Origin of the sequence: Sphingomonas sp. (genome assembly GCF_045810705.1) — a bacterium.
Lineage (GTDB): Bacteria > Pseudomonadota > Alphaproteobacteria > Sphingomonadales > Sphingomonadaceae > Sphingomicrobium.
This window is the reverse complement of sequence record NZ_JBJMVI010000019.1, coordinates 65115-90004: the sequence shown is the minus strand read 5'-3', so window position 1 is coordinate 90004 and position 24890 is coordinate 65115. Positions and strand designations below refer to the sequence as shown.

Sequence of the window (24890 nt, the reverse complement as noted above, 5' to 3'; positions counted from 1 at the left end):
GGAAGAGCGGTCAAACCGAGTTACCTAAAAGTAAATGTGTTTTGTTGCCTGCCTGCAACAGCATCGCCCAGCGGGCCGCGTAGGTTGGCTCCGCTCCGGCCGAGGGCCCGTGACCATTGCCGAAGGCACAGGTCTGCTCGTCAACGCAGGAGTGGGTTCAGCGCGACGTCTGGCGCAAACGGTGCAGATATTGCGAATAGCTATTGCGTCCAAGGCGTTCGATCGCCCGGTCGAGTCCGCCGTCATCGATGAAGCCCATGCGGAAGGCGATCTCCTCGGGGCAGGCGATCTTGGTGCCCTGGCGGCGCTCGAGCGTTCCGACGAAAGAGGCCGCCTCCAGCAGGCTATCGGGTGTTCCTGTGTCGAGCCACGCATAGCCGCGCCCCATCAACTCGACCTGAAGCTCCTGACGGTCGAGATACACGCGATTGACGTCAGTTATCTCGAACTCACCGCGCGCCGAGGGCGCGATGTTCCCCGCAATGTCCACGACCTGCTCGTCATAAAAGTATAAACCCGTCACAGCCCAGCTCGACTTGGGCCGCGCCGGCTTTTCCTCGATGGTCAAGGCGCGCATCTCCCGGTCGAATTCGACGACTCCATAGCGCTCCGGATCTGCGACCTGATAGGCGAAGACGGTCGCGCCGGTGGCCCGCTGTCGCGCGCGGTCCAGGACCTCGGGAAGACCGTGCCCGAAGAAGATGTTGTCGCCGAGAACCAGGCAGGAGGGCCCGCCGGCAACGAAGTCAGCGCCGATGGTGAACGCTTGAGCCAGTCCCTTCGGCTCGGGCTGGACTGCGTAGGAAATGCTCATTCCCCACTGTGCTCCATCTTCGAGCAGCTGCTGGAAAAGTGACGAGTCATGCGGCGTCGTGATGACCAGCACGTCGCGAATTCCAGCCAGCATCAAGGTCGTGAGCGGATAATAGACCAGCGGCTTATCATAGACCGGAAGCAGCTGTTTCGAGACCGACAATGTCATCGGGTAGAGCCGGGTGCCGCTTCCGCCGGCGAGAATGATTCCCTTCATCGATGCACCCCTCCCTTGCCGGTCGAACTGACGCGCGTCGTGATCAGCGTCTCGCCCCCTGACAGGCATACGTTTGGCAATTCAGTCCTTGGCCGCCGTCTTGGGGAGGCCGAGCCTTTCTCCAGAATAGCGTTCGCGCAGCGGTCTCCACCACCAATCGTTGTCGAGATACCAGCGTACTGTCTTCTCGATGCCACTGTTGAAATCCTCTTGAGCGCGCCAGCCCAGTTCGTTTTCCAGCTTGGACGCATCGACGGCATAGCGAGCATCGTGCCCGGGCCGATCGGCGACAAACTCGATTAACTCCTCCCGCGGCCGGTTCGCCGGCGCGATTTGGTCGAGCACGCTGCAGATGGCTCGCACGACATCGACGTTGCAGCGTTCATTGCGGCCCCCGACGTTGTAGGTTTCTCCCGGTCTTCCGCGCTCGATAATCAGGTCGAGGGCGCAAGCATGGTCCTCGACATAGAGCCAGTCGCGCACGTTCTCGCCCTTGCCGTAAACCGGCAGCCGCTCTCCAGCGAGCGCGTTCAAAATGGTCAGGGGAATGAGTTTCTCGGGAAAGTGATAAGGCCCGTAGTTATTGGAACAGTTCGATACCACGACGGGCAATCCGTAGGTCCGCTGCCACGCCTTGGCCAAATGATCGGAAGAAGCCTTCGAGGCAGAATAAGGTGAGCTCGGATCATAAGGCGTATGTTCAGTGAAGACGCCCTCGCGACCGAGCGAGCCATAAACCTCGTCGGTCGATACATGGAGAAACCGAAACGCTGCCTTGGCTGCCTCGTCGAGCTCGGACCAGTGTGCCCGCGCCGTCTCCAACAGCGTGAACGTCCCCATGATGTTGGTCGCGATAAAATCCGCTGCACCGGTGATGGACCGATCGACATGGCTTTCCGCTGCCAGGTGCATGATCCGATCCGGCCCAAACTCGGCGACGGCCCGTTCCATCGACGGCCGGTCGCAAATATTCGCATGAAGAAAGCGGTAGTTCGCTCGTCCGTCGACGGCTCTTAGAGAATCGAGATTGCCGGCGTACGTCAGTGCGTCGACGTTCAGCACTTCGTATCCCCGCTCGAGCACCAGGTATCGCACCAGCGCCGAGCCGATGAAGCCCGCGCCCCCAGTCACCATTACGCGCATCAATGATCGTCCATCGGAAAGTGGGGCGGCAAATCGGCAAGTCGAGGCTGCGTCCGATCCCTATCGGACAGCGTATCGGCGTCGGCCACCGACGGCCAATCGATGGCGATGTCCGGATCGTCCCACGCCACGCCTCTGTCATGCTCGGGGCTGTAATAGTCCGTCACCCGGTAGCTCAGGATGGAATTGGCCTCGAGCGTGCAGAAGCCGTGGGCAAAGCCTGCGGGAACCCAGAGCTGTTTGTTATTTTCTGGTGACAGGATCAGCGACAACCAGCGACCGAAGCTGGGAGAATCCACGCGAAGGTCGACGGCGACATCGAAGATCGAGCCCGCGAGACAGCGCACCAGCTTGCCCTGACTAAAGGGAGCGGACTGGAAATGAAGTCCGCGAACGGTACCGGCTCGGACGTTGAGAGACTCATTGTCCTGAACGAACGCGACGGAGCCGACTTGATCGGTGAACCTGTCGCTCCGGAAAGTTTCGGAAAAGTAACCGCGCTCGTCTTCGATCCGCCTCGGGCTGATTTCGACTAGTCCGGGAAGTTCAAGCGCGTGGAATTCCAATGTTCGATCCTCGCATCGGAGCTGGCTGCGGCGGCCCAGGCCCGGTCAATCGGGGCGTTCGGGCGAAAAAGCAATTGGCTCCACGGCGGGCGTTCGTGAAGTTGGCAAGCGCCGACGTCGTGGATCCTGTCCCTACTGATTCACAGCGCCGGACAGCTTGCCAACCTTGTGAGCGCTATCCGCGCTGGTTACCAAAGCTACCGCGGCGTCGAGCCCTACTGGGCGACCGTATGTCCCAGGTTCACCAGCGAGTAGGTCATGGAAGATACGATCCCGACGAACTTGCCAAGATCGGACAAGGGAGTGTTGGCGACGTAGAGCACGTCCTTGTTCTTGATTGGGAAGGTCTGCGCAACAAGCAGAGTTGCCGGATTCTTGAGATCGACCCGATAGATCACGGGTATCTTGCCGTCGGCAGTGACGCGCGCTCCAGCCACCAGCGATGGATCAAGCGCCTTCGGATCCTCGAACCGGAAAACGAAAACTCCCCGAATGTCGGCGCGATTGTCCTGTAAGCCGCCGACTCTGCCGAGAGCCTGCGACAGAGTCACGGTCGTGCCCTCAAGCGGAACCTCCGCGTTGGTCCCGGTCGCCCCCAGAACGGTAAAGCTGTAGGGCTGATAATAGACTGTCACCACGTCGTTTGGCTGGAGGACAATGTTCTGCCGACCATCGCTGATGACCGTGGTGAGCGGAAGTGTCAGGCTGCGATCGCCGCGCGTAATCTGAACCACGCTCTTCGAAATGGGCTGCTTTGCTCCGCCGGCGGTCGCAAGCACGTCCAGAATTCGTTCGCCCTTGGCCGTCAGCGGTATGCGACCGCTTTGCCCTACTTCGCCGAGCACGGTGGCGGTTGAGCTCGCATTGGTGACCCGTCGCACGATCGCCTGCGGGTCATGAGCTTTGCCTCGCAGGCGGCTGACAATCTCCTGCCCAATCTGCTGCGGCGTCCGCCCAGAGGCCTGAATCGAGCCTGCAAATGGTACGGTGATCCGTCCGTTCAGGTCGACCATTTGCTGCGGCAGCTCGAGGCCTGTTGAAACGGTGGTTGGGCGGACCGTGCCGCCGATCGGCAACTGGGCATTTGAAAGGCCACTCGAAAAAAGTACCGCCGGCGGCGCTTCGATGATGCTGATGTCGATCACATCCCCCGGGCCGATGACCGTCGGTTCGGCAAAGCCGTCCCCGAGCTCTTGGGAGAAAAGCGCCGGCCGGTTGAAGTCGGCAGTCTGTCGAGCGACACTATCCGTGACGTCGACAAGTTTGATGCCTGAGTTCTCGATTTGCTGCTGACGCACCTTTACGATCTGAGCCGTCGACGGCCCTGACGCACCCACGGACGCGCAGCCGGCGAGCAGGCCCATCGCTACGACCAAACACATCCGCGCATCGGCGGAGATTCGGCTTGCAAATTTCCGGGTCATTGTTGCTCACCCCTGAGTCCACTGTTAACGCGTTGATAAATCGCAATAGTTTCCGCAACGCAACGCGTCCACGTGTACCTTGTAGCGACCTGAATGCCAGCTGAAATCGCCTCGCTTCGCCACTGATCGTCCACCAGCGCCCGAAGAAGAGTCTGGGCAAAGCCTTCGATATCGTCCGGGTTTGTCGCTAAGGCAGCGCCTTTCGTGACTTCGGTAAGGCAGGAGCCTGCGGCGATTACGGTCGGCGCCCCACTAGCCATGGCTTCGACCGGCGGCAAGCCAAAGCCCTCGTAAACGGAGGGATACGCGAAGACCCTAGCACCCGAATAGATCGCCGGCAGGTCCGATTCGGCGATGTAGCCCAACGGAATGAGCCAGCCCTCAGCGGCCCCGTCTCGGATCTGCGCGTGGAGCGCCTCGTTGTTCCAACCCGCCGCGCCACCAATCGCCAGCGGAAATCGGTCTCGCACCGGGCGAGGCAATCGCCGCCACGCCGACAGCAGACGGTCGATGCGCTTTCTCGGCTCGAGGGTCGAAAGAGTGAGACCGTAACCGTTATCAGGCAGGCCGTAGCGTTCGAGCGCTGGTCCGCGTCGCTCGAGCGGCACGGGCCTGAACGATTCGGACACTCCGAGTGGCACGGCAGTTACCCGCTCTGGCGGGATGGCGGCGAATTCTATCACCTCCCGGCGGATCGTGTCGCAGTCGGTGATCAAGTGGCATGCTTTGTCGATCGACCGCTGGAGGTTCCGCTCAAAGTCCCTGACCCGAGCCGCCGGATGAAGCTCCGGATAGCGGAAGACCGAAAGGTCATGCACCGTGATGACGCCGGTCTCGACATGAGCCGGAAGAAAGTAGTTGGGGCTATGCACGAGGGTGTTCCGCAGCGCTTCCCGGGCACGCCATCTGCCATACGTAAGCGCCCACAGCCCGCGCCGGGTCCTTCGCTTCTCGCCAACAAGCAAGCGACCCGGTTCCTCGACGAGCTGATTGCCGGCAAAAAACAGCGGTGAAACGCCGCTGTGATGCCGAAGTCCCTTGCATAGCTCCCAGGTGTAGCGGCCGATGCCGCCGGGCTGCGGCTCGAGCGCGTCGACGCAAAGGGTTACGCGCACGACGTCATGCTTCGAGCATCCAGCGAAGCGTCTCCTCGAGCGGGATCCGATCGATCGGTCCGATCAGCCGGTCCAAGAGCGAGGAATCGCCCCACAAGGTACGTACTTCATTGCCGCGGACCAATTCGGGATCGATCTGGACCTCGAGATCGTGACCGCTGAGCGACGCGACCTTCAGGAGAATCTCATCGAGACGATAAGCCCGCCCGGAGCTGACATTCACGGTAAGACCGGCCGCGTCGCGACAATGCAGCAGCCGCGCGCAAGCCTCGGTCACAAAGCGGACATCGGAGAAATCGCGAGCGACCTCCAGATTGCCGAGCCGAATGATTTTCTGGTGTGTTCGAACGTGCTCGACGACCTTCGGGATCAGGAATGAGGGCGATTGGCCGATCCCGGTGTAGTTGAATGGCCGGACGACACAGATCGGCAGGCGCGGCATATACATGCCGGCGATCATCTCCGCGGCGACCTTGCTCACCGAATAATCGTTCACAGGATCAGGAGTCATGTCTTCGCGCATGATCCCCTCATTACGATTGCCGTATACGTTCGAGCTACTCGCAACGAGAACGGACTTTGGCTTGATCTCCAGCGAAGCGAGCGCCTCAAGCAGATTGCGCGTACCGATCAGATTTGTGCGGTAAATCTCTTCGACATTGTCATGGACCACGGACGAGATTGCGGCGAGATGGACGACGAAATCGGGCTTTTCAGCCAAGATTACGTCGCGGACGCCACCAGCGTTGGAAACGTCCACCACATGAACGCGGTCCACGTCCGGAAGCGCGGTCGGGGTATGGGCAAGTCCGACCACGGAGATACCGCGCTTGGTTAGCGCTTTCGCCAGGTATGGTCCGGTAAAGCCGGATATGCCCGTAACCAATGCCTTCACGCGTGGTTCCTAGCGATCGAACCTGGAACAACCTTGCCGATGGGGGTCAACTCCGGACAGATTAGAACATCCAGCCTTGATCAACTCGCCTTAGATCGGCTTCGACCATCCTTTGGCATAGCTGTTCAAGGGTGACGATCGGCGTCCAGCCCAACACGGACTCGGCCTTGGACGGATCGCCGATCAACAGGTCGACTTCGGCTGGACGATACAAAGCCGGATCAACCTTCGCCACGATCTTCCCCGAATTCTTGTCGATCGCGGTTTCCTCTTCCGACGAGCCCTCGAAGATCAGGTCGAAACCAGCGCTTGCTGCGGCCATTCGAAGAAAATCGCGAACCGTTTCGGTTCGGTTGGTCGCCAACACAAAGGTGTCGGGCTCGTCCGCTTGAAGCATCCGCCACATGCCCTCGACATAATCGCCGGCAAATCCCCAGTCGCGCTTCGCGTCGAGGTTGCCAAGCATGAGCAGATCAAGCTTGCCACGCTTTAGCCGCGCCAACCCCGAGGTGATCTTGCGGGTGACGAATTCCAGGCCACGCAGTGGGCTCTCGTGATTGAACAATATGCCACTACAGCCAAAGATGCCGTAGCTCTCTCGGTAGTTGACGGTCATCCAGTGGGCATAGAGCTTGGCGACGCCGTAGGGGCTGCGCGGATAGAAAGGGGTAGCCTCGTTTTGCGGAACGGCTTGCACCTGTCCGAACATTTCGGACGTGCTCGCCTGGTAGAAACGGATCTTCGGATCAACAATCCGGATCGCTTCCAGGAGATGTAGTGCGCCGATCCCGGTTATCGCGGCCGTCGCCGCCGGCTGGTCGAACGACATTCCGACAAAGCTCTGCGCCGCAAGATTGTAAATCTCATCGGGCTGGGTGGCCTGAAACAATCGAATGCACGAACCCAGGTCAGTCAGATCGAAATCCACGAGCTTGAGGTTCGGATGGCTCGTTGTCCCGAGTTCGTCCATCCGCCAGAAGTTCGTCGAAGCCGCACGGCGGTACGCGCCGAAGACCTTGTAGCCTTTATCAAGCAAGAGCTCGGCAAGATATGCACCGTCCTGCCCGGTAACGCCGGTAATAACAGCCGTTTTCATTTTCTTAGATGATCTCGATTTCGGGGAATGGGAAAATGAATTTTCCGCCGGAGTTGAGATATTCCTTCTCTCGCCGGAGGATGCCTTCCTTGAAATGCCAAGGCAGGACCAGATAATAATCGGGTTTCATCTTATGAGCGTCGGCTTCGCTGATGATCGGGATATGAGTGCCTGGCGTCACCCGACCGAATTTCTCTGGGTTTACGTCGGCGATCGCTGGGATATCCTCGGTCGTGAAGCCGCAGAACTGGAGGACAACGTTTCCCTTGGTCGAGGCGCCGTAGCCCAGGATGGTCTTGCCGTCCGCGCGCAATGCGCGAATCAGCCGGGTCAGGTCTTCGCGGTGACGAAAGACCCGCTCTTCGAATTCGCGATAGGGCTTGGGCGTGTTGAGGCCCATCCTGCCTTCCTGCTCCAGAAGCCAATTGACGACTGCGTCGTTTGTCCGAATGCCGGAATTGGTCTTCTTGGCAGCCGTCACGGCAAAGCTGCCGCCGTTGACATTGTTCATGATCACATCGACGACCTTCATACCGGCAGTATCAAGGATCGTTTGCACCACTCCGAGCGAGTAATATTCCAAATGCTCGTGGCAGATGGTGTCATATGAGTTCAGTCGAAGCATCGACGGCATGTAGCTCTGCTCGAAATGCCAAAGACCGTCATCGGCCAGGCAGTCCTTGATCTGGCGCGCAAATGCGACGGGATCGTCGAGATCATAGAACATCGCGATTGACGTGATGATCTTTGCCGGACGGGCCTTGGTCGTCGCGTAGTTCGCCGCCGAAAAGAAGTCGGGCACCAATTTGACGTCGTCGGGGTAATAAGAGGCGAACTTCTTCCCCGTCGGGTCAATGCCAACCCGTTCAATCTGCGGAACGCTGTAAGCCTTCAACAGGGTGCAGTCGTTGGAGCCGATGTCGAGCACCGCGTCGCCCGGCTTCAAGTTTGCCAGCTTTTCGAGATATGCGACCTTGGACGACAGGTGATCGACCATCGACTGGTTCAGGCCCGATCGATAGCCGTAATTGTCGCCGTACATCTCTGACGCTTCGTACGAATGTTTGAGTTGCAAAAGGCCGCTGTCCGGATCCCACACGAGCTCCAACGGACCACGGGTGACTGTCTCGGCAGGGCCCTTTGGGAAGACGCCGGTTAGCTCCTGATTGCCCAGATTAAGAACCGTGATGAGATTATCGCACTGGCCAATACGTGATCGTTCGATTTGCCTATAGGACGACACGTCTTTCTCCGGTCGATGAGGTACTGGGCCGGGTTGGACCCATCATCCTGCAAAGTAGATTAAGCTGAGAATGCCAGTGAGTCGCTCGGCACGCCGGGCCCTGTCGCCTCTGTCGCGTCGGGTGTCAATCGTTTGACATATCCCGGTCGAGTCCACTTGGTCTGCCCTGGCGCGCTTTACGTGCTCCTGACCTTGGGATATTGACCCACGCCGCGCCACGGTCGGTTTTGGCAGTCCAGAGACGACTTAGAGTCGAGCGAATTCGTTCATGTATAGCTTCAGTCAAAACTTTGAAGATGTTTATATCTATAGAGCTTTTCGTGAAGTAACCGACGGATTCTACATTGATGTGGGAGCATTCGATCCTATCATCGATTCTGTGACCAAGATGCTTTATGACTTGGGTTGGTCTGGAATTAATCTTGAGCCAGGTCCGTCGTTTCCTAATTTTGCTTCGCGGGTTCGCGACGTAAATCTTCCCTGCGCCCTTACCACCAGCGAGGGCGAAGCAGTTTTTCATTACAACGCCTCCGATCCCGCAACCTCGACCACGACCCTCTCCAATCTACCTGAGGATTGCCCGTCGGTTCAAAGCTACAAGGTTAACTCAACAACGCTTGAGGCGGTCGTACGAGATCATGCCGCTGACAAGCATATCCATTTTCTGAAACTGGATATCGAAGGCGCCGAATGGGACATTTTGCGAAGTACGGATTGGCACGCAATCCGGCCTGAGCTGATCATCGCCGAGTCATGCCTCCCATACACGAACCAACGGCGAGATGCGGGCTGGGCGGATCATATGAAGTCTTTTGGATACCACGAAATATTTTTCGACGGAATAAATACCTATTATTTGCGCGAAGAAAGTCTTCATCGAAACGGTGCGTTTCAGTTCCCTGTAAACGTTCTCGACGGTATTAGAAAATTCGACCCGTACCAGCATTATAGTTTGAGCAAAGATGAGAACACTGATCTGATCAAGAGCATTTCTCAGGAAGTCGGTCGTGTTGTCGAGGCGGAAAGCTCGGCTGTTCGCGGCTTTCTGGAAAGTGACTTGGGTCCCGGCCTGCGAGCCCAGAAAGATCTGGTTGAAAAGCTGACTTCTGAGCAGTCGGAACACTTTTCGCACCTCCGCGCAATAGCTAGTGACCTCTCCGGCTTTATTTCCGACGCCGAACACACTGACCGCGGCAGGCGCGGCGGCAACAGTATCGAGGCGGTCATCGAGCAGGTCGGGGAAGGCGTCTCGAAGCTTGTTGAGCAGCAGAGCCGGCAGGCCGCCGAGGTCATTGCCTCGCAGGAGGCTGCCGAAGACGCCAGGGCAGCGCTTCGCGAGCAAGAAAAGCGCGTTGATGAAGCGAGAGCGGAAGTGAGATTGCTCGGCAGGCGCCTATCTGCGGCACGCGCTTCACGTAACACTATGATCGAGATGACTGAGCGCGTGATAGACGGGTTGGAGGGAGGACGCGGCGCGCCCAATCCTGGCCCGACGACGGGTGATCATGGGCATGAACCGATCAGCATGGAGCCGCCTGGAAGCGCGCCGAATTCTACGGCCCAGCGTATCGCCAGGGCGCGCACGGTTCCCGTTTGGCGAAGGCTCATCAGGTTTCGAAGTCGCGCTTGGGTGCGGCGTGCTGACTCTGATCGCGACGGCGGACGTTTCGCTGAAGCGGCAGAGGGTTATGCGCGGAGCTATGCGTTGCGACCTGACCGTGCAGATCTATGTTTGCAAATGGCGAACATGCTGACGCAGTTACGCATCTTTGACCTTGCTGAGGATGCTTATCGTGAAGCCCTGGCGAAAGCTCCGGGCGATGGTCTCATTTTGCTTCACCTTGGTCACATGCTTGAACTGTCTGGCCGTCCGGCAGAAGCGCGGGACGTTTACTTGGAATCGTCGAAGCTGATTCCAGATCACCCGGATCTGGCGCCCGGGCTGAGCCGAACCTCACAGTCGCAGTAGCTTGGCCGAGAAGACCAGCCGCGACGACAACCGTTCGTTCGTCGACATGCCTCTTGCTGCAGCGGCCAAATGATTTCGTGGAGAACATCTCTTGAAGAAGGACGGTGAAGCGATCTGGCGCATATACGTTGACGCGCGTTGCCTTCAGGATGCTCGTTTTCGGGAGCGAGGCATTGGCCAGCATGTCTTGAGTGTGCTGGCGGGAGCGCATGAGTTCGCACCTGTCGGCGTGACGCCGCATCTGATCGCCTGTGTTGATCGCTCGCTCCCGCCTCTGGAGGCGAACGCCCGGGCCCTTTTCGCCGGAGAGCAGGCGCTTAGCGTGCCGATGAAAGGCAATTCGACGCTGCTTCAGCTCTCGCCGATGACGCACTCGCCGCATCCGCTAAGCAAAGCCCTGGAAAACCCTACGATCCGCACGATTTCGATTGTCTATGATTTTATTCCCTTCGATTTTCCAAGCGATTACTTGACCGATCCCGTTGCTCGCAAAGAATATCTGACGAATTTAGCCGTGCTTCACGACTACGACGCTTACATCAGCATTTCGGAGTTCACGTCAGGCGAACTCCAAAAGAATCTCGGTGTGATGCCGCGCAATTGTTACGTGTCGGGCGTAGCGGTGCGTGAAAGCGTGATCCGGTTCGGCAGCTGCGTTCCAAGCGGCGAACATTATTGTCTGGTTGTTGGCGGAGGTGACAAGCGGAAAAACGTCGAGCTCCCGATTCGCGCACATGCAAGAAGTTCGTTACTTCGTCGCTCGAACGTTTCTTTGAAAATCGTCGGGCATTATTCCAAGGGCGATCATAGCGAATTGTGTGATTTGCACCGGCGCGAAGGTGGGGCCACACATTTGTTGCAATTCATCGACGGCATCAGCGATGCTGATCTGGCAACGCTTTACCAATGTGCTTTGGTAACCGTCTGCCCCTCGCGGGCGGAGGGTTTCTCCATCCCGGTAGTCGAAGCCAACGCGAACGGTTGCCCCGTCATCGTCGCCGATTGCGACGCTCAGGTCGAGCTGATGCCGCTGCCAGAATATCAGGTCGACCCGGATGACTATGATCGCGCGCGTGCCCTCATGGAATCGTTTCTCGATCCACGGGCAGGCGAGCTGGCAACGAAACGGCAAGGCAATTTTTGGAAGCGATTCCAGCTGCCGGAGGTTCAGCAGCGGTTTTGGTCTGCCTTCTTTGAGCAGCATTTCGAGAATGTGGTGCCGATTGCGCCGGTCCAGGGCGCGCCCTACGTCAAGCGGAACTTCAAGCCTCGGCTGGCGATCGCCTCACCGGTGCCGCCTGACCGCTCGGGCGTCGCTGACTACACGGTGGCAACGATGACAGCGGTGGCCCGGCACGCAGATCTCGATCTGTACACGGAAACGAACGGTCGGATCATCAATCGCGCATTCAATATGATCCAGCCGCTATCGGCCGAACCCTATACCAACCGCAACTATGATGGCGTGATTTCCGTCTTGGGAAACTCTCACCTGCACCTGCAAACGTTTAACTTACTCCTGAACTACGGCGGCGCTGCGATCGCTCATGATGCTCGGATGCTTCATTTCTATGTCTCTCTGTTGGGGGCCGATCGAGCTCGAGCAGTAGCTTCCCACGAACTGGGACGGCCGGTGACGATCGAGGAAATCCATGGCTGGATTGCGAACCAGAGAAGCATGCCGATCCTATTCCTGAGCGAGATACTGGAAGCTTCCCAACCTACTTTCGTGCATTCACCGACCACGCAGAAGATCATTAGAGACTTGTACGGTCGCGAAACCATCGATCTTCCCTTTGCAACATATCGCGCGCAGCCGCCTGAGTTTCGGGGCGCCGAAGGACAGGCACGCGCCCGCGCACTTCTCGGTTACGACGAGGATGACCGCCTATTGATCTGCCTTGGTGATCTGGTTCCTGACAAGGCACCAGAGGAATGCCTTTGGACCGCCAGCATCATGCATCGTTGGAGCGTGCCGATCCGCCTTGCATTCGTGGGCAACAGTCAGCCGAACATGGTGGCTTACCTGCAGTCCATCGCGGACCTTATCGATATGGGAAGCAAGGTACGGTTCAGTGAGAGCGTCGTCGATGAGCGCACCTACCAAGCGTATCTTGCCGCAGCCGATGCGGCCATTCAACTGCGCAATTATGAGTTCGGGGGCCTATCGGGAGCGATGCTGGACGGGATCGCCGCCGGGGTGCCAACAATTGCGAATGAGCACTTGGCTGAAGCAATGGAAAGTCCGTCCTACGTTGCTCGAATTCCGAACGGGTTGAGCCCAGTTTTGGCGGCGGAGAAACTCCTCGAAATATTCGATCGCGACCGACGCGCGGACTATGAGGAGGAACGCAACGCCTTTCTCGAAGCGCACAGTGTGGACGCCTACGCAAAGCGCCTCATGAACGGAATGGGCTTCGCATGATCACTGCATCGCCCATCTATTGCGACATCACCGAGTTAGTGAGCAATCCGGTGCGCACCGGGATTCAACGCGTCGCCCGCGAAGTTATTCGCAATTGGAACGGGAGCAGGCGGCTGCGCCTTTGCCGCTTCGACCCGAAACTGGGACTAGTCGAGCTGCCTGAAGCAGTGAGTTACTATTTGACCGAGCCGGATGAGGCTACGCGATCGGCATCCACGGCCGCGATCCGGGAGCGCTTATCGGAACTGATCGTCAGTCACAAAGGCAATGTAGTTCGGCAGGACTGCACGATCTTCATTCCTGAAGTCTTCTTCGACGAATCGCGTTGCCGTCACTATCTCTGGCTGCTGTCGCAGAACCCGGAGAAGATCTACGCTCTTTTCTATGACTTTATCCCTTGGTTATATCCGGATCTAATAGGTGTCCAACGATCTCACCCATTGATGTGGTATCTGCGCGTTGCGCAACATGTTGAAAATGCAGCATTCATCAGTGACGCAACGCGACGCGACTGGGCCACGCGCATTCTAAGAGATGAACAGCGAAGCGGAACGGTTCTCCCACTTGGCGCCGACGGACTGCGGGTGTCCCGCCAGACTTTCAATAAGAAGAAGCGCAATTTTGTCGTATTGGGTTCGATCGACGGCCGGAAGAATCAGCTATCCATCCTGCGAGCGTTCAAGAAGCTTTGGGCCGATGATCTGTCCGTTGAGCTGACCTTGGTGGGCAGCGTGTTTGCAGCGGAGCAAGCAATTCGCGCCGAGTTGGAAGAGTGTGCCCAATGTCCGCACTTTAGACACGTTGAAAACGCGACGGACACCGAAATAGGGGAAATTCTGTCAAGTGCACGGGCCACCATTTATGCAAGCACGACGGAGGGCTATGGTTTGCCACCGGTGGAAAGCCTGTATGCCGGAATCCCCAGCATAGTCAGTCGCCGCGTACCGAGCGTCGCGGGACTATCGGGTGGCGTTCGCTTCCTCGATGAGGCGACGCCGGATGAAATCGCCAACGAGGTGCGCGCGCTTCTGAGGGACGGTGAAGCGGAGAAAGCTTGGAAGGAAGCCTCCAAGCTCAGCCTGCCGACATGGCAACAGTTCGGATCAGCGACGGCAGACTGGATTGGCAACCAATAGGCCAACCGAAATGGGTGGCGGCGTCCCGCAAAAGCGCGAGTCTAGCAGCTGTGCAAGATGCGCATGCCCCGTTCTGAAAAGCCGCCCGGCAGTCGTTGGTTTCAGAAGGAGCACGTCATTCGGAGCATCTGGCTATCGTAGGCACCGAAACGGTCCAGTTCCTTACACCGCTTATGCGCGCCCTAAATTCGGCTCCTCGGGCGCCCTGTGGCAGCTCGAACTCGCGTCGGAATATCATCGTGCTTCCGTCTAAACTTGGCTGAACTTCCTCGCGCCAATGCTCGCACGTGCCTTGGTCGCTGACCATGTCCAGAATCAGTAAACTCTCAGCGGGTCCTGAGCCGTAGGAAACGATGACCGAAACGTCATAGCGCCCTGGGGCCAGGTTCGTATAAGGACCGAACATGAGCACGCCGTCGCCACCCGCATTTTGGCGAAATCCGGGGCGGTCGATGACTTCTGTAGGAACCCCCACTTGGGTGAGATAACGATCCGGACCGGTGCCGAATGGCTCTTTGATTTCACGCACGCCAATTTCTTGCGCCCTCGCGCGACACCGTTCTAACGTCCCGGTGTCAGTGGCGGCTATACCGATCTCTCCACCTTTCAGTCCGCCCGTGAAAAAGAGCAGCCGCATCCCATTTTTCGCGAAGCATTCCGAGATAAAATCGTACGACCAACCCGATTCGAACCAACCGTACTCTCGAGCGACGTAAATGGATTCTAGATCCAGTCGCAAACCCCAGTGGTCCCACCAGAGGCTCTGAACGGGCTCACCTGCGAAAGCGATAATGCCATCCGAGCAAAGCTTCGTCTTAAGCTGTGCGATGAGTTCCCAGGGCCGAAGGCAATGATGCAGTGATTGGTAGAAGAATGCTCCTGAGTAAGAATCCGAAGGTATGTCGTGAAGATCATCGAAGTTCATGTCATGCCGACGGATTTTATAATTCCGGCTCTGCGCCCGGATTCTAGCTACGGCTCCCAAAACTGGATCAATATCCACGGCATCAACATTGCAGCCACAAAAAGCAAGGAGTTCAGAGCTGACACCGTGCCCCGCACCCATGTCAAGCACGTTGGCTTCGGTTGGTAGGTTTGCTAGCGAAAGCATCGCCAGTATGGCCCTGGAATACTCGGCCATTTGTGCGACATCTCTTAGGCCAAGGGGATTCGAAGACGCGATCAACTCGTCTGCATTGGCAAGGTGAAGTTCCCCGTCTTCTTGATTCAGCCTTCGCCCCGATATTTCCTCGTAAAGGGCGACTTGCTGCTCGAAATAGTCATTTGAAAATGGACAAAGGGTCTGGTTGACCGTCGTCTTGTAATCGATCTCCAGAGGTGAGTATTTCGCGAGAATCGCTGGGTGCCCTGGATCCCCCTTCACTGCATTGACGTCAATTCGCAGCTCGCCCAATTGCGACGTTTTAAGCTTCATAGGTGGTATACTCTGTCGAACTATCTAGTTGGCGACCTACGGCTGAGGCGTGTACCAACTCAACCCAAGACCCTAATGTCTGCGTTCTTCGTTATTCGCAATGGCAGAGAGCACAAGCGGGAGCGGAGAAAGCTTGGAAGGAAGCCACCAAGCTCAGCCTGCCGACATGGCAAGAGTTCGGATCAGCGACGGCAGACTGGATTGAAGACTAAGAACTGACCCGCGGCAACGGCCAGCTCGACGAGAGAGCAGCGTGAATTCAACCTACTTCAGAGCTCCCCAAAAGAAGCATCCTCACCTAGCGCGCAGCATATTATCGCTATGACTCTTGGTAGACCAAGTGCTCCTGTCGCGCGCATGTTCATGAATTCCCATCTCGACCAGAAGGCGATCCACGCATTCGCTCCAGGTGCGCAGATCGATGACAGGGGCCGTGCCGCGAAGACCAGCGCCCACCAGGTCCATCAGCCTTTCCGCGAGCGCTACCGGACGGTCGTCATCGAAGTACAGCACGTTGGGAAGCCGCTGTTCCCGGAACACCGGCAGGTCGCGTGCGAGGATGAATCGCCGGTGGGTTGCCGCTTCCAATAAGGGAAGACCAAAACCCTCCGCTCGAGACGCCATCAGCACGCCGCGGCAGCCCTCGTAGAAGCCGCACAGCGCCTCGTCACTGACCTCGTCGAGCCAGTGCAGGCGCCGCCCATTTTGCGGATGCAACCTGATACGCCGCTGGAGCAGTTCAGTCTTCCAGCCGCCCTTGCCGACGATGATTAGATCCGGAGCATCGTTCGGCCGATTCTTCCAGAGATAGTCGAATGCGGTGAGCGCAATCTCATAGCCTTTCCGCGGTTCGATCGTCCCCACCATCAGGATCGCCGGCCGGAAACGCAAACCATCCAGGAGCCGCCGCGCATCATCGGAGATACCGGGCGACGGAACCGACTTGCTGATGTCACCGCCCAGATGGAGCCGACCCACGAACGGCCGATCGACCGCCCCTTTCGTCGCAAGTTCTTGGCACAGTTCGCGGGATACTTGGTCGGAAATGCAGAGTGCCTGATCCGCATCATCCCTCACGACGTCGAACCAGCGGCGGAAATGAGCACAGGTCTGACGGCTGAACCATGCGGGTCGGACCAGCGGCAGCAGATCATAGACGACCAGATGGATCGTTGCACCGCTGGCCCGCCAGCCGCGGAGCTGGCTCCGGTACTTCGGAAGGAGGTGCGCTGAAAGGTCGAGGCCCAAGAACATGTCGCCGCAACCGGCAACAACTGGTTGACGGTCGAGCTCGCGTGAGCCCTCCAGGAAACCAAGCGGTGCGTAGCAATAGCCGTGCTCCGGAGTCGCGTAGACCGGGGCGATGATGAACTCCCTATCTTCACGATGGCGGAGCTCTGACCAAACCGCGCGCACGACGCGCTGGATCCCAGTCTGGGCGTCATGCTGGATGATCGCAGAAACGTCGACCAGCAAGCTCCAGCGCTCGCGGCGAACGGCAACCGCGAACGAAGAACGGTGGCGCCACAGCCAGCGATGACGGGCAACTGCGGCCGCCGTTCGAACCAACCACTTCATGCCGCCAGCGACATTTCTCTCTGATACAAGTCGAACGCCTCATCGAGAGTCCGCGTCAGATGCAGCCGGCCCCCGGCCAGGACGGCGCCACGGTCGCAATGCTCGCGGATGTAGACGGGGTCGTGCGAAACAATGATCATCGCTCTGTCGCCGCGCTTCTCGAACAACTCGCGATTGCATTTTTCATGAAAGCGCGCGTCTCCGACCGAAACGATTTCGTCGATCAGGAAGCAGTCGAATTCAATGACCATGGAAATCGCAAAGGCGAGCCTTGCCCGCATGCCCGACGAATAGCTTCGCACGGGCTCGCGCAGGTAAACCCCGAGTTCGGAGAAATCATCGACGAATGGGATCTTGTCTTCAGGTTCCACGCCGTAGATCCGGCAGATGAATCGAAGGTTGTCGACGCCAGTGAGTGCCCCTTGAAACGCACCGCCGAATGCCAATGGCCAGGAAACGCTCATCTCGCGTTCGATCCGGCCGGACGTCGGTCTCTCGGCGCCGCTAACGAGCCTGATCATGGTCGATTTACCGGCTCCATTTCGGCCGAGAATACCGATCCTTTCTCCGGGCGCGATCGTCAGATTGACGCCGTCGAACACCTTCGTCGATCCCAGTCGAGTGGAATAATATTTCGAAACATTGATCAGCCTGATCATTCCGGGACGACCTCCCTACTGACCTTCCGCAACTTTGCTGCAGCGACAAAGAGAAGGGCAATATTGACCACGGCCATGTATCCCAGGTCGTAATGCGCTTGGAATCGCGAACCGAAATATCCTTCGCGAATATATTCCACTGCGTGAACCATCGGCAGGTACAACACATAGTGCTGAGCGGCGGTTGGCAGCGCATCGACTAAGAAACCCGAGCCCGACAGGGGAAACAGCAAGTAAGCTGCGGGATGCCAAAGCTTTTCGACAAGTTCGGATTCTTGAGCAAGCGACCCGAGCAGCAAGGCAAGCGATACTCCAAACCAGGCCATCATCAGCCAGCCGCCGACGACTTGCAGGACGTTCTCGGGCGGATCGATTAGCCCCACGGCGATGAAAGTTATGGACAAGACAACGAAAGAGATTGTCGCGCCGCCGGCTTCGAGAACGAGACGGGCCGCGAAAATGTCCGCGATCCGCACGTTGCGATGATACATCAGAGAGAGGTTGGGCTCGATCGCGCCGATGCATCGCATGGGCATGTTGCGCCATAGAAGAACGGCGGAATAGCCGGTCAGGGCAAAAGCCGCGATCGGCAGATTGGAACCATGCACTGACCTGGTGAGGGACCAGAGCGCGGTTATTCCCAGCGTGAACAACATCGGTTCGACGAATAACCACAGGAAGCCGATGTTGTGCCTGCCGAAACGAGTCAAAATTTCGCGCAACAGCAGCGCGTGGATTACGCGGCCTTCGATTGCTGAGGACCGAAGGACTTGTCGAAGGTCACCATTCCCCACGATCAGTCCTGGTGCTCTCGGATACCTGCTAGGAGCATTGACAGAATCCCCCACGCAACAAGACCTAGCACGAGGGTCGCAAAAATTCCGCGCAGTCGCCGCGGCTCGAGCGCTTCGTCGGGGAGGTTCGGACGCGCGATTCGCTCGACATAAGCCTGCTTGCGCCGCGCTTCATTCTGCGCATCGGTTAGAGAACTCATCGCCGCGCCAAGCTGTTTGTCGGCGAATTGGCTTTCGAGCGACAGGCGCTGGTACTGGGCAGCGGTTCCGGCAAGCGAACCCTGATTGCCCGCCACCTTGTTGGTCTCCTCGGTTGTCTGCCGCTGAAGGCTGGCAATCCGGGTCTGGAGAGACTCGACCTGCGGATTTGCCGGCGCATAACGCCGGATTTCGGCCAGTTGCGTGCGATTTGCGATCAGCTCGTCCTGAAGCTTGGACACCATTTGCAGCTGAACGGCGGCCTGCTTCTCCGGATCGACGACACCGGCCCGGTTGCGGAAACTCGCGAGCGAGCTTGCGGCCATTTGCGACTTGACCTTCGCCCGAGCAACCTCCGCCTGGGCAAAACCGATCAGATCCTGCCGGCCGCGGTCATTCAAGCGGTTCACGGTCCGCTCAGCTAACTCGAGTAGCTCCTCATTGAACCGAAAGGCGTCGCGCGCATTGAAAGCACGAACTGTCAGCTTCGTGATCGACGTGGAACTGTCATAATTGACGTCCACCTTGCCCGTGAAATACCGGTACAAGTCCTCGAACGACCCGCGCATGCCTGTCGGATTGAATCGATCGAAGATTGAGATCCCATGCGCCGCATAGGAAGCGTTGAAATCTCCTTTTCGGTTGATTGCCCGAAGCGCATCCCTGGAACGGATGAAGTCTTGGGCAGCGAAGACCTCGTCGCTCGAGTTACTAAAACCGGCGCTCTTCAGGAGAACGCCGAAGGCCCCGGTCGATGGTTTGTCCGGGCTGCGGACGACGAAACTCGACTCTGAAACGTAAACATCGGATGCGAATAAACCGTAATATAATATCGCCGATACGGTCGGAACTAATACCGTTATCGCGAATAAAGGAGAAATTCGACGCTTCGCCCGTCGCAGTGAACTCCGGACTAACTTATCGGTTATGTTAAACCCCTCGTACAAGCTTGGTCTCTTTCCCTCGGCGCTGGTTAGTTCTTCGACTAGCAACACGAAATTCAAACAGCCATTCACTCTGACCAAGCAGGCCAATCACGGCGCCTTGCGCATCACCTAAACGCTTGGAATTCCATGACTTCGCAAAATGATCGTAGATGGCCAGCCGCGCCGCTTCTACGATCTTTCCCGCGGCGGTGCAAACCCGCCACCATCGACAGAACTGGGGTGATACCCAGCCGACGGTGGAGCATGAAAGTCCCGGTACGGATGTTGCGTTGACGCAACATAAGCAACAAAATTTGGCAGCTGAGTGGAACCGGTATCACTTATTCCGCGTCTCCTATGCGATTGAGCCAATTTCCGCTCTCGGGCGCGAGCAGAAGAACATAGGAGGCCCAGAAACAGCTCCAAGGTCGCTCAGTTTTGCTTTGGAAATACACGTCGTCCCTGCTAACGAAACGCTACACTGCTTCTGAAGTTGGGTGACGGCAGGAATTAACAACAAGTTTACTTCACGTTACGGTATAATCACAGGAAAGGGGTTACAAGTATGAGACGATTGCACACCGGCGTTGCTTCGGCTCTTGCATTGGTCTTGGGCGTAAGCGCAACACAGGCAAACGCACAGGCTTTGCGCGGCTTCCGGGCTGAGGGTCAGGCGGGTGTCAGCAGCTTCAGCTCCGAAGGACGGAGCAAATCGAAATTTGGCTGGGGCGCCGCCGCCGGCGTCGATTTCGATCTCGGGGGCTTCGTGCTCGGAGCCGAAGGCACCTTCTGGTGGGCGCCTGCTGAAAATCGCGGGATCGATGGCCCCGGCGAAGCGCGCCATAAGACGTTTCAAGAATGGGGCGTCGCAGGGCGTGCTGGGTTCCTCGCAACCCCGTCCACGCTCATTTACGGCAAGCTTGGTTGGGTCACGAACGAACAGCGCAAGGAATTCGTGCCGTTCTTGCCCGGGACGACCACGGTCGGTGGAGCCGTCACGCCGGGCTATTATTACCACCACTTCAACGCACACGGCTACCAGTGGGGCGGCGGCATTGAACAGAACCTAACCGACATGTTCTACGTGAAGGCGGAAGGCCGCTATTCGCGTTACAATGATCACACCCACACGATCACGGGTCTGCTGGGCCTAGGCGTCCTCCTGGGTAGCACGCGCGCAGAAGCAGAGCCTCTTCCGCCGCCGCCTCCCCCTCCGCCGCCACCGCCGCCGGCGACGCAAACCTGTCCTGACGGCAGCGTGATAGACGCGACGGCGACCTGCCCGCCGCCGCCTCCTCCGCCTCCACCCCCACCGCCGGCACAGCGCGGCGAGCGCGGCTAGGCTCGGCTGAGCGTTACGAACATGGGGCGGGCCTTCGGGTCCGCCCCGTCTTTTTCCACAATGAATCCAAGGGTTTTAGACCCAGACCGTGATCCGCCCAAGTCTTTGTCTCGAACTCTTTTGTTCGCCCAGAAGCGACCGGCGCGAGCGAGCGCACGTTCAAGGTCGCGCGTCGCGATGCCCGGATGCCGGTCAGTATGAAGCTCAAACAACATCACGTTGAGAAGCCTTGGGGGCGCGAGTCGATCCCGCAAGCGTTCGGACCGACCAATGGCAAGCGCATCGGCGAGATTTGGTTTGAAAACCCAACCGGTAGTGACCTGCCGTTGCTGATGAAATACATCTTCACGAACGAGCGCCTCTCAATCCAGGTCCACCCGAGCGACCAACAGGCACGCGAACGCGGGCTGCCTCGGGGCAAGAGTGAATGCTGGTACATCCTCGACGCGGAGCCGAACGCGAGACTTGGCCTCGGACTGACGGATGAGCTGTCCGCAGACGAGCTGCGCCAGGTGGCGATCGACGGCAGGATCGAACATTTCATGGACTGGCGAAAGGTCGCGCCAGGCGAGTTCTACTTCATCCCGCCCGGAACGATTCATGCGATCGGTGCGGGCATCACGCTTCTCGAATTCCAGCAGAACGTGGACGTCACGTATCGGCTCTTCGATTATGGGCGTCCGCGCGCGCTCCATCTGGACGATGGCATTGCCGTATCAAAGACAGATCCATATCCAGAGGGCCTAGTGCGCCGCGCCGACGCGCCCACCGACGCGATCCTACTCGATGGTCCTGAGTTCAGTGTGGTCCGAGCGAGCCGACCCGACGGCATTCCCGCTTCGATTGATGCCAGTCGCCGATGGGTTATGCCTGTCACCGGTCAGGTTGCAGTCGGCGACGAGCTCGCTGGGCCAGGTGAATGCATCGTCATCGAGCCGGCCGTTGCCATGGAATTCGCAAACGGCACCATCGCTCTCATTGGCAGCGAAGGCGCGCTCTGATCCATCAAGGTGGGAGACATCTCCCCGCTCGGCCACTGACTCCGGACCAATTCAAAGCCTGGCGCAGGGCTGGAACCTTGTCGCACCAGCAGTTAGACCGGCTGCAGTTCCGGTGATCTTTTGGTGCGCCAGGGCTGAAGCGCTGCCAAGGCCATTCTGAAGAGGTTCAATCGTGCAAGCAGTCATACTCGCGGGCGGATTGGGGACACGCCTGGGCGAGGAGACAGTCGTCCGTCCCAAGCCGATGGTCGAAGTCGGCGGCATGCCGATCCTGTGGCATATCATGAAAATGTATTCGGCCCACGGCGTGAACGATTTCGTGATCTGCCTTGGCTACAAGGGTTACGTGATCAAGGAGTTCTTCGCGAACTACTTCCTCCACACCGCCGACGTGACGCTCGACCTCGCGAAAAATTCGATGGAGGTCCACCGCGGCCGCAGCGAGCCGTGGCGCGTAACCTTGGTCGATACCGGGCCGAACAGCCAGACGGGCGGACGCCTGAAGGCCGTCCGCGAGTATATTCATCCCGGCGAGCCCTTCTGCTTTACCTATGGCGACGGCCTCGCGAACATCGACGTCACGGCCGAGATCGCCTTCCACAAAAAGCATGGCCGCAAGGCAACGATCATGGCCGTCACCCCGCCCGGCCGCTTCGGCGCGCTCGAATTGGAGGGCGATGCCGTCCGCGCTTTCCGCGAAAAGCCGGCTGGGGACGGCGGCCTGATTAACGGCGGCTTCTTCGTGCTCGAGCCGACGGTGCTCGATCTCATCCCGGGACTGAAGACCCACTGGGAGGAAGAACCGCTCGAGGCTCTCGCGAGCGCGGGCGACCTGGTTGCGTACCGCCACGATGGCTTCTGGCAGCCGATGGATACGCTGCGCGACAAGCTTTACCTTGAGGAGCTGTGGCAGCGGAAACCCCCGTGGAAGTGCTGGTGAACCCTACGGCCTGGGCCGGCCGGCGCGTCCTCGTCACCGGCCACACCGGGTTCAAGGGCGGCTGGCTGAGCCTGTGGCTCCACCACGTGGGCGCGAAGGTCACCGGCCTGGCGCTCGATCCGCCCACCGACCCCAGCTTCTTCGCGCAGACCTCGCTCGGCGAGCTGGTCCGCCATGAGATCGTCGACGTCCGCGACGAGGCGGCGACTGAGCACCTGATCGCCGAGGTTCGGCCGGAGATCGTCTTCCACCTCGCCGCCCAGCCGCTCGTCCGCTATTCCTACGACCATCCGGTCGAGACCTATGCGACCAACGTCATGGGCACCGTCCACGTGCTCGAGGCGTGCCGCAAGTCAGACAGCGTCAAGGCCGCGGTCTGCATCACCAGCGACAAATGCTACGAGAACCGTGAGTGGGTCTGGCCCTATCGCGAAAGCGATCCGATGGGTGGCCACGACCCCTATTCGAGCAGCAAGGGCGCGGCCGAGCTGGTCATTTCGGCTTATCGCCGGTCCTATCCCGACGGCCCACTCATTGCCTCGGTGCGCGCCGGCAATGTCATCGGCGGCGGCGATTGGGCGCCCGACCGCCTCGTCCCCGACATCGTCCGTGCGATGCTCCGCGGCGAACCGGTCCAGGTCCGCAACCCCGGCTCGGTCCGACCGTGGCAGCACGTGCTCGAGGCCCTCGGCGGCTATCTGCTGATCGCCGAACGCCTGCTCGACGGTGACAGGCAGGTCGCGACCGCATTCAACTTCGGACCATCCGACGACGACACCCAGCCGGTCAGCTGGATCGGCGACCGCATGCTCGATGCGTGGGGCGGCGGGGAATGGACCAAGCCTGAAGGCGCTCAGCCGCACGAAGCGGCCCTGCTCCGCCTCGAGTGCAGCAAGGCCCGCGGCGAGCTCGGCTGGCGGCCGCGTTTCCGCCTCCAGGACGCACTCGACAAGGTCGTCGAGTGGCATAAGCTTGTCGCGAACGGCGGCGATGCAAGGGCGATCAGCCTCGCCCAGATCGACGATTACATGGCGCGCGGAAGCGTTTCGCGGGCCGGCACATAATGCTCGATCCTCGAACCGTCGCGGATCTTCGGGATCGGGTGGCCGACGTCATGCGGGAGGCCGCGACGACGGCCATCCTCCCACGCCTGGGAAAGCTCCGGGCGTCCGAAAGCTTTGAAAAAACTCCCGGGGAGATCGTCACCGTCGCCGATCATGAGTCCGAGCTCATCCTGAGCGAACGGCTGCTGGGACTGCTCCCCCAGGCCGAGGTGGTCGGAGAGGAAGCCTGCGCGACCAATCCCGTACTCCTCGACAAGCTCTCCGAACCCCTCGTCTGGATCGTCGATCCCCTCGACGGCACGCCGAACTTCGCTGCGGGAAGGGCCCCCTTCGGTATAATCATCGCTCTCGCGGAGAAAGGCACGGTTCTGGCGGGGTGGCTGTACGATCCGCTTGAAGACCGCCTGTGCTTCGCGGCGCGAGGCGGCGGTGCGTGGATCAGCTATCGAGGCGGTAAAGCCGAGCGGCTGCGTGCACCGCCGCCGAGCGGCCGGCCGATCGCGGCGCTGGCAACGCAGTTCATGCCCGAACCGCTCCGTGAAACATTGATCGCCGCAGCCGCCGACCACTACGAGCTGCGGCCAATCCCCCGCTGCGCGGCTGAGCATTACCCCCGGCTCTGCCTCGGCGAGAACCACATCGCACTGTTCCAGCGCACCCTTCCCTGGGATCACGCTGCCAGCGCATTGTTGCTCGAGGAGGCCGGCGGGCAGGTTCGCCGCTGGAGCGGACGGCCTTATCAGTTCGATGATTACGATGTCGGGATCCTCGCGGCGACCAGCGGCGAGCTATGGGAAAGCGCCGCCAACATCCTGCTTGGCGACGCGACCCTTCTCGACCACGCACGTGAGGCGGTCGGCAGCCTGGAGCCGCGTTCCTCGTCCTGGGCAACGCTTCGGCGTTAGCTCCGG

22 protein-coding genes and 1 pseudogene are annotated in these 24890 nt (G+C 59.1%); 9 read left to right on the top strand and 14 right to left on the bottom strand.

All coding sequences use genetic code 11. The features are described 5' to 3' along the window. Positions 1-157: 157 nt before the first annotated feature. The 9 genes and pseudogenes from rfbA to ACJ8FR_RS09905 all read right to left on the bottom strand — a co-directional run. Positions 158-1030 carry a glucose-1-phosphate thymidylyltransferase RfbA gene (rfbA, locus tag ACJ8FR_RS09945; protein ID WP_407828472.1) on the bottom strand — a complete coding sequence of 291 codons (873 nt, stop codon included), beginning with the start codon at positions 1028-1030 and terminating at the stop codon, positions 158-160. A gap of 81 nt (positions 1031-1111) precedes the next feature. Next, positions 1112-2173, bottom strand: coding sequence for a dTDP-glucose 4,6-dehydratase (gene rfbB / locus ACJ8FR_RS09940; RefSeq protein ID WP_407828471.1), 1062 nt, complete (start codon positions 2171-2173; stop codon positions 1112-1114). Continuing rightward, a complete protein-coding gene (gene rfbC / locus ACJ8FR_RS09935; protein ID WP_407828470.1) occupies positions 2173-2739 on the bottom strand; it encodes a dTDP-4-dehydrorhamnose 3,5-epimerase in 567 nt (188 codons plus the stop codon). The genes rfbB and rfbC overlap by 1 nt, the downstream gene beginning before the upstream one ends. A 215-nt stretch (positions 2740-2954) precedes the next feature. Further along, on the bottom strand, positions 2955-4103 hold the full coding sequence (locus ACJ8FR_RS09930; RefSeq protein WP_407828469.1) for a polysaccharide biosynthesis/export family protein: 1149 nt from the start codon (positions 4101-4103) through the stop codon (positions 2955-2957). Between the two features lie 56 nt (positions 4104-4159). Further along, entirely contained in the window at positions 4160-5278 is a 1119-nt protein-coding gene (locus ACJ8FR_RS09925; RefSeq protein ID WP_407828468.1) for a glycosyltransferase family 4 protein, read from the bottom strand. A gap of 4 nt (positions 5279-5282) precedes the next feature. Then, positions 5283-6173, bottom strand: coding sequence for a GDP-mannose 4,6-dehydratase (locus tag ACJ8FR_RS09920; RefSeq protein WP_407828467.1), 891 nt, complete (start codon positions 6171-6173; stop codon positions 5283-5285). Between the two features lie 61 nt (positions 6174-6234). Further along, positions 6235-7269, bottom strand: a complete 1035-nt coding sequence (gene gmd, locus ACJ8FR_RS09915) for a GDP-mannose 4,6-dehydratase (protein ID WP_407828466.1) — start codon at positions 7267-7269, stop codon at positions 6235-6237. Positions 7270-7273: 4 nt separating this feature from the next. Next, positions 7274-8311, bottom strand: a complete 1038-nt coding sequence (locus ACJ8FR_RS09910; RefSeq protein ID WP_407828832.1) for a class I SAM-dependent methyltransferase — start codon at positions 8309-8311, stop codon at positions 7274-7276. A 6-nt stretch (positions 8312-8317) separates the two neighbouring features. Continuing rightward, positions 8318-8512: pseudogene (locus tag ACJ8FR_RS09905) on the bottom strand (hypothetical protein); the annotation flags it as partial. A gap of 268 nt (positions 8513-8780) precedes the next feature. Between ACJ8FR_RS09905 and ACJ8FR_RS09900 the strand changes: the two are divergent. The 3 genes from ACJ8FR_RS09900 (at position 8781) to ACJ8FR_RS09890 (ending at position 14042) form a co-directional block, all read left to right on the top strand. Beyond that, positions 8781-10481 (top strand): FkbM family methyltransferase, encoded by a 1701-nt coding sequence (locus ACJ8FR_RS09900; RefSeq protein ID WP_407828465.1) that lies wholly within the window; start codon positions 8781-8783, stop codon positions 10479-10481. Positions 10482-10572: 91 nt separating this feature from the next. Then, the gene (locus ACJ8FR_RS09895) at positions 10573-12906 is read left to right on the top strand and encodes a glycosyltransferase (RefSeq protein ID WP_407828464.1); all 2334 of its coding nucleotides are present in this window, start codon (positions 10573-10575) and stop codon (positions 12904-12906) included. Next, positions 12903-14042, top strand: coding sequence for a glycosyltransferase (locus tag ACJ8FR_RS09890; RefSeq protein WP_407828463.1), 1140 nt, complete (start codon positions 12903-12905; stop codon positions 14040-14042). Before ACJ8FR_RS09895 ends, ACJ8FR_RS09890 begins: the two co-directional genes overlap by 4 nt. Before the next feature lie 115 nt (positions 14043-14157). Here the strand turns inward: ACJ8FR_RS09890 and ACJ8FR_RS09885 are convergent, their stop codons facing one another. The 5 genes from ACJ8FR_RS09885 to ACJ8FR_RS09865 form a co-directional block, all read right to left on the bottom strand. Beyond that, positions 14158-15477 (bottom strand): class I SAM-dependent methyltransferase, encoded by a 1320-nt coding sequence (locus tag ACJ8FR_RS09885; RefSeq protein ID WP_407828462.1) that lies wholly within the window; start codon positions 15475-15477, stop codon positions 14158-14160. Between the two features lie 294 nt (positions 15478-15771). Further along, on the bottom strand, positions 15772-17055 hold the full coding sequence (locus ACJ8FR_RS09880; protein WP_407828461.1) for a glycosyltransferase family 4 protein: 1284 nt from the start codon (positions 17053-17055) through the stop codon (positions 15772-15774). Then, a complete protein-coding gene (locus ACJ8FR_RS09875; protein WP_407828460.1) occupies positions 17052-17714 on the bottom strand; it encodes an ABC transporter ATP-binding protein in 663 nt (220 codons plus the stop codon). Before ACJ8FR_RS09875 ends, ACJ8FR_RS09880 begins: the two co-directional genes overlap by 4 nt. Next, the gene (locus ACJ8FR_RS09870) at positions 17711-18514 is read right to left on the bottom strand and encodes an ABC transporter permease (RefSeq protein WP_407828831.1); all 804 of its coding nucleotides are present in this window, start codon (positions 18512-18514) and stop codon (positions 17711-17713) included. Before ACJ8FR_RS09870 ends, ACJ8FR_RS09875 begins: the two co-directional genes overlap by 4 nt. Next, positions 18511-19653, bottom strand: coding sequence for a hypothetical protein (locus ACJ8FR_RS09865; RefSeq protein WP_407828459.1), 1143 nt, complete (start codon positions 19651-19653; stop codon positions 18511-18513). Before ACJ8FR_RS09865 ends, ACJ8FR_RS09870 begins: the two co-directional genes overlap by 4 nt. Positions 19654-19802: 149 nt before the next feature. Here ACJ8FR_RS09865 and ACJ8FR_RS09860 point away from each other — a divergent pair, with 149 nt between their 5' ends. The 6 genes from ACJ8FR_RS09860 to ACJ8FR_RS09835 all read left to right on the top strand — a co-directional run bounded on the left by ACJ8FR_RS09860 (position 19803) and on the right by ACJ8FR_RS09835 (position 24884). Further along, the gene (locus ACJ8FR_RS09860; protein ID WP_407828458.1) at positions 19803-20123 is read left to right on the top strand and encodes a hypothetical protein; all 321 of its coding nucleotides are present in this window, start codon (positions 19803-19805) and stop codon (positions 20121-20123) included. A 74-nt stretch (positions 20124-20197) separates the two neighbouring features. Further along, on the top strand, positions 20198-20974 hold the full coding sequence (locus ACJ8FR_RS09855; RefSeq protein ID WP_407828457.1) for an outer membrane protein: 777 nt from the start codon (positions 20198-20200) through the stop codon (positions 20972-20974). A gap of 197 nt (positions 20975-21171) precedes the next feature. After that, positions 21172-21975 (top strand): class I mannose-6-phosphate isomerase, encoded by an 804-nt coding sequence (locus ACJ8FR_RS09850; protein WP_407828456.1) that lies wholly within the window; start codon positions 21172-21174, stop codon positions 21973-21975. 172 nt (positions 21976-22147) lie between these two features. Next, entirely contained in the window at positions 22148-22915 is a 768-nt protein-coding gene (gene rfbF, locus ACJ8FR_RS09845) for a glucose-1-phosphate cytidylyltransferase (RefSeq protein ID WP_407828455.1), read from the top strand. After that, the gene (gene rfbG, locus ACJ8FR_RS09840; protein WP_407828454.1) at positions 22882-23979 is read left to right on the top strand and encodes a CDP-glucose 4,6-dehydratase; all 1098 of its coding nucleotides are present in this window, start codon (positions 22882-22884) and stop codon (positions 23977-23979) included. Before rfbF ends, rfbG begins: the two co-directional genes overlap by 34 nt. Positions 23980-24017: 38 nt before the next feature. After that, positions 24018-24884, top strand: a complete 867-nt coding sequence (locus tag ACJ8FR_RS09835; RefSeq protein WP_407828453.1) for an inositol monophosphatase family protein — start codon at positions 24018-24020, stop codon at positions 24882-24884. Positions 24885-24890: the final 6 nt, after the last annotated feature.

What these genes read in the sequence shown, in the direction of transcription:
- rfbA (WP_407828472.1), bottom strand. Translation starts at nt 1,030, where the DNA reads ATGAAGGGAATCATTCTCGCCGGCGGAAGCGGCACCCGGCTCTACCCG.
- rfbB (WP_407828471.1), bottom strand. Translation starts at nt 2,173, where the DNA reads ATGCGCGTAATGGTGACTGGGGGCGCGGGCTTCATCGGCTCGGCGCTG.
- ACJ8FR_RS09930 (WP_407828469.1), bottom strand. Translation starts at nt 4,103, where the DNA reads ATGGGCCTGCTCGCCGGCTGCGCGTCCGTGGGTGCGTCAGGGCCGTCG.
- gmd (WP_407828466.1), bottom strand. Translation starts at nt 7,269, where the DNA reads ATGAAAACGGCTGTTATTACCGGCGTTACCGGGCAGGACGGTGCATAT.
- ACJ8FR_RS09910 (WP_407828832.1), bottom strand. Translation starts at nt 8,311, where the DNA reads ATGTACGGCGACAATTACGGCTATCGATCGGGCCTGAACCAGTCGATG.
- ACJ8FR_RS09900 (WP_407828465.1), top strand. Translation starts at nt 8,781, where the DNA reads ATGTATAGCTTCAGTCAAAACTTTGAAGATGTTTATATCTATAGAGCT.
- ACJ8FR_RS09890 (WP_407828463.1), top strand. Translation starts at nt 12,903, where the DNA reads ATGATCACTGCATCGCCCATCTATTGCGACATCACCGAGTTAGTGAGC.
- ACJ8FR_RS09885 (WP_407828462.1), bottom strand. Translation starts at nt 15,477, where the DNA reads ATGAAGCTTAAAACGTCGCAATTGGGCGAGCTGCGAATTGACGTCAAT.
- ACJ8FR_RS09880 (WP_407828461.1), bottom strand. Translation starts at nt 17,055, where the DNA reads ATGAAGTGGTTGGTTCGAACGGCGGCCGCAGTTGCCCGTCATCGCTGG.
- ACJ8FR_RS09875 (WP_407828460.1), bottom strand. Translation starts at nt 17,714, where the DNA reads ATGATCAGGCTGATCAATGTTTCGAAATATTATTCCACTCGACTGGGA.
- ACJ8FR_RS09860 (WP_407828458.1), top strand. Translation starts at nt 19,803, where the DNA reads ATGGCCAGCCGCGCCGCTTCTACGATCTTTCCCGCGGCGGTGCAAACC.
- ACJ8FR_RS09855 (WP_407828457.1), top strand. Translation starts at nt 20,198, where the DNA reads ATGAGACGATTGCACACCGGCGTTGCTTCGGCTCTTGCATTGGTCTTG.
- ACJ8FR_RS09850 (WP_407828456.1), top strand. Translation starts at nt 21,172, where the DNA reads ATGAAGCTCAAACAACATCACGTTGAGAAGCCTTGGGGGCGCGAGTCG.